We start from the raw sequence: 12,596 nt of genomic DNA on the forward strand, positions 1-12,596 counted from the left end.
GAATCATCATGAAAACGGCCGTCGAAATTAGTCTCTACCCGCTACAGGATAACTACATCGATATCATCAAGTGGTTTATTGGTCGTTTAGATGCTTACCCCGAATTGGAGCGTAAAACCAATGGCATGAGCACTCAAATTCAAGGCGACCACAATGCCATTATGACTATTTTAAGTGATGAGATGGCGAACGCCTATCAGAAATGGGGACGCGGTGTGTTTGTGTGTAAGTTTATTCCCGGCGGGGTCAATCTTGACCATAGTGAATAGCGTCATATCTGATGACTGAACAATCTTTTTCATGGTGGCAGCAAGCGATAAACCAACTTCATGGTATGTGGGGATGGGAGTTGGTGGCTGTCATACTTGCTCTGGCCTACCTAATACTAGCGATGAACCGTAGCCAATGGTGCTGGCCTGCTGCATTCGCGAGCACACTCATATATACCGTGCTTTTTTGGCAAGTTGCACTACTCATGGAATCAGCCCTAAATGTCTACTACATGATAATGGCGATTTATGGCTTTTATATCTGGCACAGGGACACGGCAGAGAACGAACAGCTTATGGTCATATCTTGGTCAGGGCAAAAGCACTTTGCTATCGTCAGCGTAGTCACTCTGCTTTCTTTGATTGCAGGCTACCTGATGTCTACCTACACCCATGCTGAGTTTGCTTACTTAGATGCCGCGACCACCTGTTTTGCAGTTTACACCACCTACCTTATCGCCATCCGTGTGCTACAAAACTGGTTGTATTGGATAGTTATCGATGCCGTATCGATCTATCTTTATTTTGAAAAAGGCCTCTATCTAACCGCGTTGCTTTTTGTTATCTACATTGTGTTGGCAATACTGGGCTACTTCAGCTGGCAACGTAAACATAGGCAGCAGGAACTATCATAGTGTCACCAGAGCTGATCGCCAGAGACTGCTTAGCGCGCGTTCCTCAAGCGCTTCTTTGTGGGCCACAGGATAGCTTATCCATAAGCCCACTCAATCAAGGCCTTGGCAATACGGTCTTTGCAATCAGCCAGGGGGATAAGCCGCCTAAACAAGTCCTACGCCTTCTTAATCAAAACTTGGCACTGATTAATCGCCACAATGAAGTTTTGGTCTGGCAACGATGCGCTGATATAGGTATCGCACCAGCACTCCTGTTCTGGAGTCATGAGCATCAATTCTGTGTCACAGACTATGTATGCCAACAAACGCCTTTCGTATTGGATATAGAGGCTCTGAGCCGCTTATTGATTCGTCTGCATGCTTTACCTGCGCTACCCACCACGTCATATTCATATCAGCACCGCGTTGAATACTACTGGAATAACCTGACTAACAAATCACATGCTCAGTGGAACACGGTGCTGAAGCCGTACATCACTCAAATACCAAACATCGTCAGTTCAATTGAACAGAGTAAACTGCCCGCGTGTGTTTGCCATCACGACTTAACACCTGAGAATATTTTGATCGGCAACGACGGAATGCAGTTAATCGATTTTGAGTATGCAGATCAAGGTCACCCACTGTTTGACCTTGCCAGCGCAACCGACGCGCTAGATAGCTGCAATAGTGACCTGTTATGGCGGCATTACGCAGCACAACGGGGCGTTAGTACAAGTGATCGGAACGAACAATTAGCGTGGCAGAGCGCACAAACGCTATACACGTTACTCAGTCTATTGTGGGTATTGTCGGAGCAAGTCGTTCATTATCGATGCGAGCAACGCGCATCAACACTGAACCTTCTTGCCAACCGCTATATGCAACGGCTCTCCAACAACGATTTTTCGTTATAACAACAGAAAGACGCCGCCGAACGCCGCGCCGCGCCGGAATCCTGCTCTGGGGTCGATAAACACTCCATGCGTCATCACAGATTAGCTAATAAAAAGCAGGAAAAGCAGCCCAAGCCACCTTCCCTGCTGGTTTGCTAAAAGTTTGCCAAAAAGAATGGGATCATCAGTGCATTCACCAAATCAATAAAGAATGCACAAACCAAAGGCACAATAATAAACGCCAAATGGGATGTACCATAACGCTGTGAGACCGCAGACATATTCGCCATGGCTGTGGGGGTGGAGCCTAGGGAGATACCACCAAAACCGGAGCACACAACCGCGGCGTCATAGTTTTTACCCATGGCAGGAAAAATAACAAAGATGTTAATCAATATTGCCATGACAAATTGCGCAGCGAGGATGGTAAACATAGGGCCAGCAAGATCGATTAAGCTCCATAACTGCATGCTCATCAAAGACATTGCTAAAAAGGTACCCAATGCCAGATCAGCGATTAATGCGACTTCAGGTGTTCTTGAGGGCCACTTGGTGCCGCTGATGCGAGGAAAAGAATCGGGTAACAAGTTAGTGATTAATATACCGGCGAACAGACAGGTCACAAACAGAGGTAATTGCAAGCCAAGTGAAGCAACACCTTCGTTCAAGAACATACCTAAAATGGCGCTAATATGAATAGCAAGCACGGCATCAAGGAAACCAAACGCGGTAATGTTTTGTCCGCCCGCTTTTTCATCAACAACACCAACATCTATCGGCGCTTGCTGCGCTGGCTTAAGATCATGTCGATTAATAAGGTACTTGGCAATTGGACCGCCCATCAGACTGGCCAATATCAAACCAAAAGTGGCACTGGCAATACCGATCTCCATGGCATTCGAAATACCAAACTCTTCACTGATGCGAGGAGCCCATGCGATCGCAGTACCATGCCCACCAATCAGCGAGACCGAACCACTGAGCATACCCACAGCGCCTTCAAGCCCAAAAGCTGCAGCGACACCTATCCCCGTTAGGTTCTGAATGACCATATAGCTAACGGTCAGCCCCAGCAGAATAACCAAGGGCAAACCGCCTTTAAGCAGGTCTTTCAGGCTGGCGTTAATACCTATGGTGGTAAAGAAATAGATCAGCAGTACATCTCTGGCCTGCAGATCAAACTGTACTTCCACACCAAATAGCCCATAAACAATACCAATAAGGATAGAAATAAGTAGTCCGCCGGTAACAGGCTCTGGAATACTAAACTCTTTGAGAAACCCGATCGCACTGTTCAGCCGTCGACCAATAAACAGAACCACAATCCCGATTGTTACAGTAAGGTATGAATCTAAACTTAGTACACCGTCGATAAACGTTAATTCCATAATTCCCCCATTATCAACCCCTTTGAAAACGTTTGTTTGGGTCTTGTCGACGCTTTCGCCGAACTCGGTTATGCAGTTGAGTCTATCAGCTCTGTTACAAATCGTTACTGTAAAACTAAATAATTCAGATCTTTAACTCCACTAGGCGGTTAGAATAAACCAGTTACGACCACCTTTACTGCACTATAGTTACAAGCGGTATCAACATGCGCCGTAAAACAACCTGACGTAGTTTCGGCTATACAAAACTCTTACCTGATAATTAAGGATGCGCTTCTATTATGTGGCGGAGCGTTCTACTTCTTGCCTCTATCGTTGCACTGACTCCCCTTGCTATCGATATGTATTTGCCAGCGATGCCAAGTATGGCGCGCGATTTCTCTACGCCGTTAAGCACCATCCAGGGTTCAATGAGTACGTTTTTGATCGGCTTTGCCATCGGCCAGCTGATTCACGGTCCGTTAACTGATGCATTGGGCCGGCGTCCCATCGCCCTGCTCGGTTTAACGATCTTTTCGTTGTCCAGTTTTTATCTCGCTAACGTTACTACGCCTAACGAATTCCTTTGGGTCAGAGTGTTACAAGCACTCGGCGGCGCATCCGGCTCCGTGGTCATCAACGCGATCATCACTGATCGCTATCGTGGACATGAAGCGATCGTAGTGCGTTCAACCATTATTATGGTGATGACGTTAGCGCCAATGTTAGCGCCGACATTAGGCGGCATGCTGCTGCACTTTTTCGGCTGGCGGAGTATTTTTGTATTCTTAGGTGCTTGGTCATTAATGGTGCTGCTATGGAGCTTTTTTGCGCTCAAAGAATCAAACAAACATAGACATGCGCTTAACTTTGGCAACATAAAGAACAACTACATCAGCGTAGTAAAACGGCCATTATTGTGGCCTTGGTTGCTTGGTATGGCGCTCAATAGTGGCGCTTTCTTTGCCTTTCTAACGGCTTCGCCTTATGTCTACATTGAAGTATTAAAGATCGATCCACAGAGTTTTGGTTTTTACTTTGGGGCTAACGTGGTGGTGATGATGTTAGGAGCCGCGTTTAATAGCCGTTTAGCACGACTATTTGGCCCAAGAACCGTGCTACGTAAGGCGCAACACTGTCAGTTGGCAGCTATTTCAACATTAGTTATATGTGTCTCCATGGACATCGTCTCCCTTTGGCTCCTTGTCCCTTTATGCGCAATATTTATGGGGTTAAATAGTTTTGTATTTCCCAACGCCAGTAGCCTGTTACTAGAGAGGTTTAGCATGAACGCTGGTACGACATCTGCGCTGCTTGGTGCCACTCAATTCGCTATGGGCGCGCTATTTAGTATCGCTGTTGCCCAAGGCCATGGCGACGGTGCAGCGCCAATGGTCATAGCCATGTTCTTCGGTGGTTTATGCGCCCATATACTGATTGGGCGAGGATTGAAATTACTCGCAACCGGTGATGTAAAACAACACGCTTAGCCAAACTGTGTGTTAAGTAATACTTTGAACATAAAACAATCAAAATCTAAGAACACTTCGCTATGATATCCCCATAATTAGAGTGAAGGCTGTCAAATGATTGATCTATACCAGTTTCCTCCCTCTTTGGGCGTGCCTAATGCGAGTTCATTGTGCCTTAAGCTTGAGACCTTTTTAAAGATTGCAGGACTAGATTACCGCAACCATTACGGGGCCGATCTGCGCAACGCGCCCAAAAGCAAAATGCCCTACGTTGTTATGAACGGTAAGGTACTAGGCGATTCAGAACTTATCATTGAACATTTGCTAGCTAACGAGGCAAAGCAAGTTGACGCGTGGCTAACTCAAGAGCAAAAGGCGATCTCTAAGAGCTTCTCCCGTTTATGTAATGAGCACCTTTACTGGGTGCTGGTCTATAGCCGCTGGCAGGACGATACCGGATGGGCACACATAAAGCAGGAGTTCTTTAAACCACTTCCTGGAATTATCCGTCCATTAGTAGCTACTGTACTCCGCAGGAAGATAAAGCGTGACCTTTGGGGTCAAGGGTTGTCTAGGCACTCAGCAAAAGAGATATGGCAGATTGCTGATAAGGATTTACAAGCATTGTCTTTCTACCTAGCAGATAAGTCCTATATGATGGGCGAGCAACCCTGCAGTGTTGATGCCAGCGTATTTGGCGTACTCGCCAACGTATGTCTCTCTAAGCCATCTACCCCCCTCACACAACTGAGCCATAACTATCCAAACTTAAACCAATATTGCGATAGGATGATGGCGCGTTTCTACGAGTAGCGTATACAAAAAAGTCAGCCCATAGGCTGACTTTTTTGAAATGACGCAGTTAAAACCGAAGCGTTAGTCTAACTTGTCAGCAGCAACATGATATGACGGATCTTCAATCACATTCACTTCAACTAGGTTACCCGCTTTGCTCAACAACATTCGACATTCAGCACTTAAATGGCGCAGGTGCAAACGTTTACCTTCTGCTAAGTATTTTTCGGCGATCGAGTCAATCGCTTCCAAGCCAGAGTGATCACATACCCTCGCCCGTTTAAACTCAATAACGACATCATCAGGATCGTTTTTCGGATCGAACAACTCTTTAAAATCACTGACTGAACCAAAAAATAGCGGTCCATCCAGCTTATAGATCTTCCAGCCATCTTTATCGATGGAATCCCTGACACCGATATGTTTAGCGTGCTCCCAGGCAAAAACTAACGCAGCGACGATAACACCGACAACAACGGCGATCGCCAGATCTGTCACCACAGTTACACCAGATACCAGGATCAGCACAAATGCGTCATGCCTCGGCACCTTGCTCAAAATACGGAAACTAGACCATTCAAATGTTGCGATTACCACCATAAACATCACACCGACCAGCGCGGCGATGGGGATCTGTTCGATCAGCGGTGCGCCCCACAAAATGAAGCCAAGCAAGAATAAGGCTGCGGCGATACCAGATAAACGACCCCGACCACCTGAGCTGACATTGATCATACTTTGCCCGATCATGGCACAGCCACCCATGCCACCAAAACTACCCGTCACGACGTTAGCCACACCCTGTGCGACACACTCTTTATTACCTTTACCGCGGGTATCTGTCATATCGTCAATCACAGTCACGGTCAGCAATGACTCGATCAAACCAATTGCAGCGAAGATAATTGAATAAGGTAAGATTAACTGCAGCGTTTCCCAGTTCAACGGCACCTGGGGCAACGCAAAACTTGGTAGTTCACCAGCGATACTAGCGAGGTCACCCACGCGCTTGGTGTCTAAATCAAACATCAAAACAACCACACTAACAGTCACAATCGCTACCAGAGCAGATGGAATCGCTTTAGTGAATCGGGGTAGAAAGTGGGTGATCGCCATTGTAATACCCACGGCTCCCAACATGAGGACAAGTTGCATCCCACTTAGCCAGTCACCAGATAACCAGCCCCACTTCCCTTCCGGCGTGAATGACTGCAATTGTGGCAGTTGAGCAAGGAAGATGACAATAGCCAGACCGTTAACGAAACCAAGCATTACAGGTGTCGGCACCATACGAATGAACTTGCCCAGTTTTAACGCCCCAGCTGTGATCTGAATAAAGCCCATCAAAACCACTGACGCGAAGAGGTATTGCACACCTGCATCCGCACCATAGCGCCGAGTAGCTTCGGCCACTAGCGCAACCATCACAACAGCCAAAGCCCCGGTTGCCCCTGAGATCATACCCGGGCGACCACCAATACAAGCCGTGATCAAACCGACCATAAATGCTGCATACAATCCCACCAGCGGGTGCACACCAGCAACAAAGGCGAACGCGACTGCTTCAGGGATCAGGGCCAAAGCCACTGTCAAACCTGAGAGCAAATCCGCCCGTGGATTTTGCGTTAAAGATGCAAATAACTTGGATAACATTTAAGACCCGACACTTTTTGAAGTAGCTCACAAAAACAGCCGCGTATGCTAACAGAATGTGACATAAAACGCAGCGCCTATTTCTTTTATGCTAGCTGCATAGTAGTCCACATTAACCAGGCCAAAACACTTACTGCTCTCTATTAGTGACAAATGGTAAAGATCTGGCATTCTTTAGCTTGAGACAGATTAGTCGTCACGCTATCTACCAGATAAGAACCAAAGATGAACAACAACCCCACACCCAAGCAGATAGTTTCCCCTTGCATTGGCAACTGCAAGCTCATCGATAATGCGTGTATTGGCTGTAAGCGCACGTTAATTCAGATCACTAACTGGCGCTCGATGTCCTCACAACAACGGGATCAAATCATCAGTGAACTCAATGAAAAACGTTCGTTGGCACCGTTGCGGACTTCAGCACCCTAATAACATTCGCAAACAGATTGCCCCAGATCCCATTCGCCGCGTTTAACAGGGAAACAGCGCGAACAACTAAGGTGATCAAATGCGCCACATTATCCTGCTTTCAATTATTACGGGTGTATTCACCACGGCATGTAGCTATTACAACGAAACCAATAACGAGGAAACGGCCGGCAACGCCGTGGAAGCGGAGATCCAGGCGCGACAAGTAGCGATGGAAAAACGGCAACAAAAGTCCGCCGCCCACAGTGATATGAGTATAGCCTTGGTCATGCCCCGTCCTGCTCGCCAAGCACCCGCAGAAAAAAATCGAGAAAACTATCAGGCATACACCTCAAATCCTATTACTAAGGTTCTCGAACAACCTGTTTCGACTTTCTCTATTGACGTCGACACCAGCAGCTATAGCAATGTGCGTCGTATCTTAAATCAGGGGGCCTTGCCTAATCATCACGCTGTTCGCGTAGAAGAGATGGTGAATTATTTTAGTTATGACTACCCGGCCCCGAAATCAGTAGAGCAACCCTTCACCGTCAGTACGGAAATAGCCCCTTCGCCTTGGGACAATGATCGTTTACTTCTCCAGATCGGTTTAAAAGGGTATGAGCTCAGTAGCAATAAGGCACTACCACCCGCCAACCTCGTTTTCCTGGTAGATGTCAGTGGCTCTATGCAAAGTGAAGCCAAGCTGCCTTTGGTCAAACGATCATTGCGAATGCTGGCATCGCAAATGCGAGACGTAGATACGCTGTCGCTCGTTGTCTATGCAGGTCAAGCTGGGACCGTTTTGCCACCCACCGCAGGCGATCAAAAAGCAACCATTTTTCAAGCGATTGACCAGCTTGAAGCGGGTGGTTCAACCAACGGCGAAGCTGGCATTATGTTGGCGTATCAATTGGCCGAAGATGCACGAGTAGCTGACGGTGTTAACCGCATCATATTGTGTAGTGATGGCGATCTTAATGTTGGCACCACCAATATTGATGCGCTAAAACAGCTGGTGGCTCGAAAGCGCGAGGACGGCATCAGTCTCACCACACTGAGCTTTGGCCATGGTAACTATAACGACGAATTGATGGAACAGATTGCTGATGTCGGTAACGGTAACGCTGCCTATATTGATACGCTGCTGGAAGCTAAGAAAGTGCTGATAGATCAGATGGGCGGTACTTTGCTAACGATCGCCAAGGACGTAAAGATCCAAGTAGAATTTAATCCCTCCCGCGTTCTTGAATATCGTCTGATTGGTTACGAGAATCGGATGCTATCAAATGATGAGTTTAATAATGACAAAGTAGATGCCGGTGATATTGGCGCAGGTCACACAGTGACGGCCCTGTACGAGCTCACCATGGTCGATGCAAAACAACCTTCCACAGACCCGTTACGTTACCAAAATGAGCATCAACCACAACCAAGCAAGAGTGAAGAAATTGCGTTTATTAAGTTGCGATATAAGCAGCCAGAAAGCAAACAGTCATTGCTGATTGAACGCCCCGTCACTGCCGACCAGATTAAGAATCCAGCCGCTGTTAGCAACAACTTTAAACTGGCAACCGCGGTCGCTGCGTTTGGACAAAAGTTACAAGGGGGGAAATTTATTGGTGATTTCGATTATGATGCCATTCTGACATTGGCTAATCCGGCCAGCGAGACAAACGCCACACCGCTTCAGAGCCAATTCATCGAATTAGTTGAGCTGGCGAAGCTTAATAGCGAATCAGGTGTATAAGGAGCAGGTGCAATGACCGAGATGGTCACCGATGAACAGTTGATGCAGCGTTTCGCCAAAGGTGATTCGACCGCGTTTAATCGACTGTTCAGTCGTTATAAACAGCGTCTATACGGCTTTCTAAGGCAACAACTGCCGGGCGCGTTAGCAGATGAACTATGCCAAGAAACATGGGAATCTGTTATTCGGCACTCTGCAAGTTATCAACCAACAGCAAAGTTTCAAACCTACTTGTTCACCATAGGTCGTCGTAAAGTGATCGACCACTGGCGGACACAGAAGCCCAGCGAATCGCTGGATGATAATTTGCTATACACCACTGGGCCCGAAGTGCGGCTAGCTAGTGAACAAACCGCCAGCGCCTTGATGACGCAAGTTGCCGCACTGCCTTTCGTTCAAAAAGAAGCATTTTTGCTCAAAGAATCAGGCATGAGTGTACAGGAAGTCGCGGATATTACCGGTGTGGGTTATGAAACAGCAAAAAGCAGACTAAAACTGGCATTTAGAAAACTTCGTTCAACACTGGAGGCCCAATATGCAGAGGCCTGATTATGAATTTGAAAAGTACCTGGATGGCGATCATCCAATATCTCAGCAGTTCCAGAAGGAACAAACGGCTCAGCCATCGATGCCAGCTGATCTCGAGCAAAGCTTACTCAGTATGGCTCATAAAAGCGCGCGGAGACGCTCGCCTCAGTGGCGCTGGTTAGCCATTGCCGCGAGCTTCGTTCTGGTATCGGTGATCTATCGCGGTAGCGAATGGGCGCTCGTGGACAGTCTGACACCATCCGAAACCATGCCTCTGAGTTTTGACGAAGTAGCACAACTTAAGCCGGTACCGCAAAATACCGGCGGAGGCCCAGGCGAGGTAACGCTAGCGAAAAGGTCGATGCGAAGCCAACAAGCTATCGTTGCGGAATCCGAGATTGCAATGCCGATAGTCCCTGACAGTAAGGCGAAGTTTCATGCGCAGTTAAGACCGTCTGGTGATACCGATCTAAGCTATCTGGTCGCTGCAGCTCCAGCAGCAGTAGGCGAATATCAATCTGGCTTAAACAAGCAATGTCTGTTATCTCAGTTCGACCGATATACAGAACAGCAGTTGGCATTAGAGCAATGGTCGAGACATTGGTTACAGATGCGCTATCCACAGTTGGCGCAGTTGGCGGTTGCACGCCAAGAGCAACGCAGTTGGAAGCTTCAGTTCGAACAGCAGTTAGTTCGACAGGTCGGTAGAGATGCGCCACAAGCTTTGCCAGCGGCTTTGCCATTCGCCGATTGGGCGGCAAGCTTTGACACCGATACACTAGAAGCAGCATGCCAAAGTAACGGTGCGCTCTGCGCGTCACTCGCGTCTTGGCAATACCAGCTAGCGCAACAACCTGAAACTCTGGCAGAAGGATTCAGCGACCTGTTCCGCTCAACAGAGTACCAAAGCAAACTACAAGCCATACCGGCACACGTGGAAGGTTGTCAGTAGTCGATGCCCAAGCAACCTGAAGAGAAACGACAGCGCTGTTTGGTGTGCCACTATCCGCGCAAGACCTGCGTTTGTGCTTGGGTATCTCGAACGAAAAACAAAACGCAGGTCTACGTTTTGCAGCACCCGAGTGAGGTTAATAAGGCAAAAGGCACTGTACGACTGCTGCAACTGGCGCTTAGCAATATCAAAGTGGTGGTTGGCGAATCGGAAAGCGATTTCACCTCACTACGAGATGAAATAGTTAAACAGGCGGCCCAAGGAACAAGCGTCGCGGTTTTGTTTCCCACTGACAGCTCAATCTCAGTAGAACATTGGGTCGCCACTGTTGCTCTGCGCCGGCCACAAGCTATCATCGTACTCGATGGAACTTGGCGTAAAGCGCTGAAACTTTACCATCACAACCCTTGGCTAGCCCAATTTAGAAGTATTGTTCTAAGCAGCGCCAGTGAGTCACAATACACCATAAGAAAAGCTCCTAAACCGGAACAGCTGTCGACACTCGAGGCCGTAGCTTGCACGCTTGAACGCTTAGAAGAGTTCAATACGCAGCCGCTCTATCGGGTATTCGAAGCAATGATTACTCAGCAGATGAAGATGATGCCCGCCGAAGTGAAAGGAAGGTACCGATGCCGCTAGTACGTTACCTGTTATCCACCTCACAAGTAATCGCTCTGTTAGTCTTGTTGCTTCCAAATGGCTTTGCCAACACTATTGAATTGAAGCCCTTCACAACTGATGGATGCAGCCTCTTCCCCGACGGTACACTTATGCAACGAACGCTTTGGCTAGCCTGTTGTGAATCTCACGACATTGCCTACTGGATGGGCGGAACATCGAAGCAACGTGTCGAAGCTGATTTAGCATTAAAACAGTGTGTCGCCGATATCGGTGAACCCATGGTTGCCGAGCTCATGCTAAGCGGTGTACGTATTGGAGGCACTCCTTTCTTACCCACGCAATTTCGTTGGGGATACGGCTGGCCATACCCAAGAGGCTACGAACCATTAACAGCGAAAGAAAAACAAAAGGCAAGCCAACTTCTGCGAACTTTTATGCAACTAAAAGACTCTAACAAAAAGGTAAACTAGGCTGTTTCTGCCAACTTTATCCAACACTTTTGTCATGGTATGGTTCAAATCTGATATGGCCTGCCCATTTTTCTAATTAGAAAACAATTTTGTTATAAATTTTAAATCATCTATTTGTATTTTAAGGCTTTAAATATGCGTTCAGTTATAACCTCTACAATTTTGATATCTGTATTAGCGCTCTCTGGCTGTCAGACAACACGGCAAAACGCCATGACAGGGGAAGAAGAAACTAACTCAACCACGAAAGGCGCGCTTTTAGGTTGTGCTGGCGGTGCACTGCTTGGTGCCATGATTAAAGATAAAAAAGCCGCGGCGATCGGTTGTGTGGCCGGGGGAGCAACAGGTGGCGCCATCGGTTATCAACTAGACGAACAGGAGGCGGCACTGCGCAAGGAGTTGGTAAATAGTGGTGTTCAGGTGCAGCGAGAAGATGACCGCATACGCTTAATTATGCGTGATCAAATCGCATTTGAAACAGGTAAATCCAGCCTGAGTCCAGCCATTTACAACCCGCTCAATAGCGTAGCTAAGGTACTCGGTGAGTTCGATGACACCGAACTGGTTATCAGTGGCCACACTGATAGCACAGGCTCAGATGCAATAAATGATCGGTTATCCAATGAACGCGCTATGGCTGTTCTGGTATATATGCGTGGTGTTGGTGTAGAGAGCCAGAAAATGCACGCTCAAGGCTACGGTAAGCGTATGCCAATGTGTAGCAACGACACGCAAGATGGTCGCGCATGTAACCGCAGAGTTGAATTGGAATTAATCCCCGCTTCAAAGAGCTAATGCCAT

14 protein-coding genes are annotated in these 12,596 nt (G+C 47.6%); 12 read left to right on the forward strand and 2 right to left on the reverse strand.

Annotated elements, in window-relative coordinates; all coding sequences use genetic code 11:
* Positions 1-8: 8 nt before the first annotated feature.
* From DU002_RS01945 to DU002_RS01955, 3 genes are read left to right on the forward strand one after another with little or no spacing between them, the layout of a single operon-like run.
* A complete protein-coding gene (locus DU002_RS01945; protein WP_114336657.1) occupies positions 9-269 on the forward strand; it encodes a YkoF family thiamine/hydroxymethylpyrimidine-binding protein in 261 nt (86 codons plus the stop codon).
* 11 nt (positions 270-280) lie between these two features.
* The gene (pnuC, locus tag DU002_RS01950) at positions 281-904 is read left to right on the forward strand and encodes a nicotinamide riboside transporter PnuC (RefSeq protein WP_114336658.1); all 624 of its coding nucleotides are present in this window, start codon (positions 281-283) and stop codon (positions 902-904) included.
* Complete coding sequence (locus DU002_RS01955) at positions 904-1,800, forward strand: phosphotransferase (protein WP_158537935.1); 897 nt, start codon at positions 904-906, stop codon at positions 1,798-1,800. Before pnuC ends, DU002_RS01955 begins: the two co-directional genes overlap by 1 nt.
* Positions 1,801-1,934: 134 nt before the next feature.
* On the opposite strand, the gene gltS is transcribed toward DU002_RS01955, so the two are convergent.
* Positions 1,935-3,167: a sodium/glutamate symporter gene (gltS, locus tag DU002_RS01960; protein WP_114336660.1), complete on the reverse strand. Its 1,233-nt coding sequence runs from the start codon at positions 3,165-3,167 to the stop codon at positions 1,935-1,937.
* Between the two features lie 281 nt (positions 3,168-3,448).
* Here gltS and DU002_RS01965 point away from each other — a divergent pair, with 281 nt between their 5' ends.
* Together DU002_RS01965 and DU002_RS01970 are read left to right on the forward strand one after the other, a co-directional pair.
* On the forward strand, positions 3,449-4,636 hold the full coding sequence (locus DU002_RS01965; protein ID WP_114336661.1) for a Bcr/CflA family multidrug efflux MFS transporter: 1,188 nt from the start codon (positions 3,449-3,451) through the stop codon (positions 4,634-4,636).
* Positions 4,637-4,732: 96 nt separating this feature from the next.
* The gene (locus DU002_RS01970) at positions 4,733-5,431 is read left to right on the forward strand and encodes a glutathione S-transferase family protein (protein WP_114336662.1); all 699 of its coding nucleotides are present in this window, start codon (positions 4,733-4,735) and stop codon (positions 5,429-5,431) included.
* A gap of 63 nt (positions 5,432-5,494) precedes the next feature.
* Here the strand turns inward: DU002_RS01970 and DU002_RS01975 are convergent, their stop codons facing one another.
* On the reverse strand, positions 5,495-7,066 hold the full coding sequence (locus DU002_RS01975; protein WP_114336663.1) for a SulP family inorganic anion transporter: 1,572 nt from the start codon (positions 7,064-7,066) through the stop codon (positions 5,495-5,497).
* A 225-nt stretch (positions 7,067-7,291) separates the two neighbouring features.
* On the opposite strand from DU002_RS01975, the gene DU002_RS01980 reads away from it, so the two are divergent.
* The 7 genes from DU002_RS01980 to DU002_RS02010 all read left to right on the forward strand — a co-directional run bounded on the left by DU002_RS01980 (position 7,292) and on the right by DU002_RS02010 (position 12,590).
* Complete coding sequence (locus tag DU002_RS01980) at positions 7,292-7,495, forward strand: DUF1289 domain-containing protein (RefSeq protein ID WP_114336664.1); 204 nt, start codon at positions 7,292-7,294, stop codon at positions 7,493-7,495.
* 79 nt (positions 7,496-7,574) lie between these two features.
* Positions 7,575-9,224, forward strand: a complete 1,650-nt coding sequence (locus DU002_RS01985; protein ID WP_199405139.1) for a vWA domain-containing protein — start codon at positions 7,575-7,577, stop codon at positions 9,222-9,224.
* 12 nt (positions 9,225-9,236) lie between these two features.
* Positions 9,237-9,773 carry a sigma-70 family RNA polymerase sigma factor gene (locus DU002_RS01990; RefSeq protein ID WP_114336665.1) on the forward strand — a complete coding sequence of 179 codons (537 nt, stop codon included), beginning with the start codon at positions 9,237-9,239 and terminating at the stop codon, positions 9,771-9,773.
* Entirely contained in the window at positions 9,760-10,704 is a 945-nt protein-coding gene (locus DU002_RS01995; protein WP_114336666.1) for a hypothetical protein, read from the forward strand. The genes DU002_RS01990 and DU002_RS01995 overlap by 14 nt, the downstream gene beginning before the upstream one ends.
* 3 nt (positions 10,705-10,707) lie before the next feature.
* Entirely contained in the window at positions 10,708-11,343 is a 636-nt protein-coding gene (locus DU002_RS02000) for a tRNA-uridine aminocarboxypropyltransferase (protein WP_114336667.1), read from the forward strand.
* On the forward strand, positions 11,334-11,795 hold the full coding sequence (locus tag DU002_RS02005) for a hypothetical protein (protein ID WP_233496368.1): 462 nt from the start codon (positions 11,334-11,336) through the stop codon (positions 11,793-11,795). Before DU002_RS02000 ends, DU002_RS02005 begins: the two co-directional genes overlap by 10 nt.
* A 135-nt stretch (positions 11,796-11,930) precedes the next feature.
* On the forward strand, positions 11,931-12,590 hold the full coding sequence (locus tag DU002_RS02010; RefSeq protein WP_114336668.1) for an OmpA family protein: 660 nt from the start codon (positions 11,931-11,933) through the stop codon (positions 12,588-12,590).
* Positions 12,591-12,596: the final 6 nt, after the last annotated feature.

This window comes from Corallincola holothuriorum (genome assembly GCF_003336225.1).
GTDB classification, from domain to species: Bacteria; Pseudomonadota; Gammaproteobacteria; order Enterobacterales; family Neiellaceae; genus Corallincola; species Corallincola holothuriorum.

What these genes read in the sequence shown, in the direction of transcription:
- DU002_RS01945 (WP_114336657.1), top strand. Translation starts at nt 9, where the DNA reads ATGAAAACGGCCGTCGAAATTAGTCTCTACCCGCTACAGGATAACTAC.
- pnuC (WP_114336658.1), top strand. Translation starts at nt 281, where the DNA reads ATGACTGAACAATCTTTTTCATGGTGGCAGCAAGCGATAAACCAACTT.
- gltS (WP_114336660.1), bottom strand. Translation starts at nt 3,167, where the DNA reads ATGGAATTAACGTTTATCGACGGTGTACTAAGTTTAGATTCATACCTT.
- DU002_RS01965 (WP_114336661.1), top strand. Translation starts at nt 3,449, where the DNA reads ATGTGGCGGAGCGTTCTACTTCTTGCCTCTATCGTTGCACTGACTCCC.
- DU002_RS01970 (WP_114336662.1), top strand. Translation starts at nt 4,733, where the DNA reads ATGATTGATCTATACCAGTTTCCTCCCTCTTTGGGCGTGCCTAATGCG.
- DU002_RS01975 (WP_114336663.1), bottom strand. Translation starts at nt 7,066, where the DNA reads ATGTTATCCAAGTTATTTGCATCTTTAACGCAAAATCCACGGGCGGAT.
- DU002_RS01980 (WP_114336664.1), top strand. Translation starts at nt 7,292, where the DNA reads ATGAACAACAACCCCACACCCAAGCAGATAGTTTCCCCTTGCATTGGC.
- DU002_RS01985 (WP_199405139.1), top strand. Translation starts at nt 7,575, where the DNA reads ATGCGCCACATTATCCTGCTTTCAATTATTACGGGTGTATTCACCACG.
- DU002_RS01990 (WP_114336665.1), top strand. Translation starts at nt 9,237, where the DNA reads ATGACCGAGATGGTCACCGATGAACAGTTGATGCAGCGTTTCGCCAAA.
- DU002_RS01995 (WP_114336666.1), top strand. Translation starts at nt 9,760, where the DNA reads ATGCAGAGGCCTGATTATGAATTTGAAAAGTACCTGGATGGCGATCAT.
- DU002_RS02000 (WP_114336667.1), top strand. Translation starts at nt 10,708, where the DNA reads ATGCCCAAGCAACCTGAAGAGAAACGACAGCGCTGTTTGGTGTGCCAC.
- DU002_RS02005 (WP_233496368.1), top strand. Translation starts at nt 11,334, where the DNA reads ATGCCGCTAGTACGTTACCTGTTATCCACCTCACAAGTAATCGCTCTG.
- DU002_RS02010 (WP_114336668.1), top strand. Translation starts at nt 11,931, where the DNA reads ATGCGTTCAGTTATAACCTCTACAATTTTGATATCTGTATTAGCGCTC.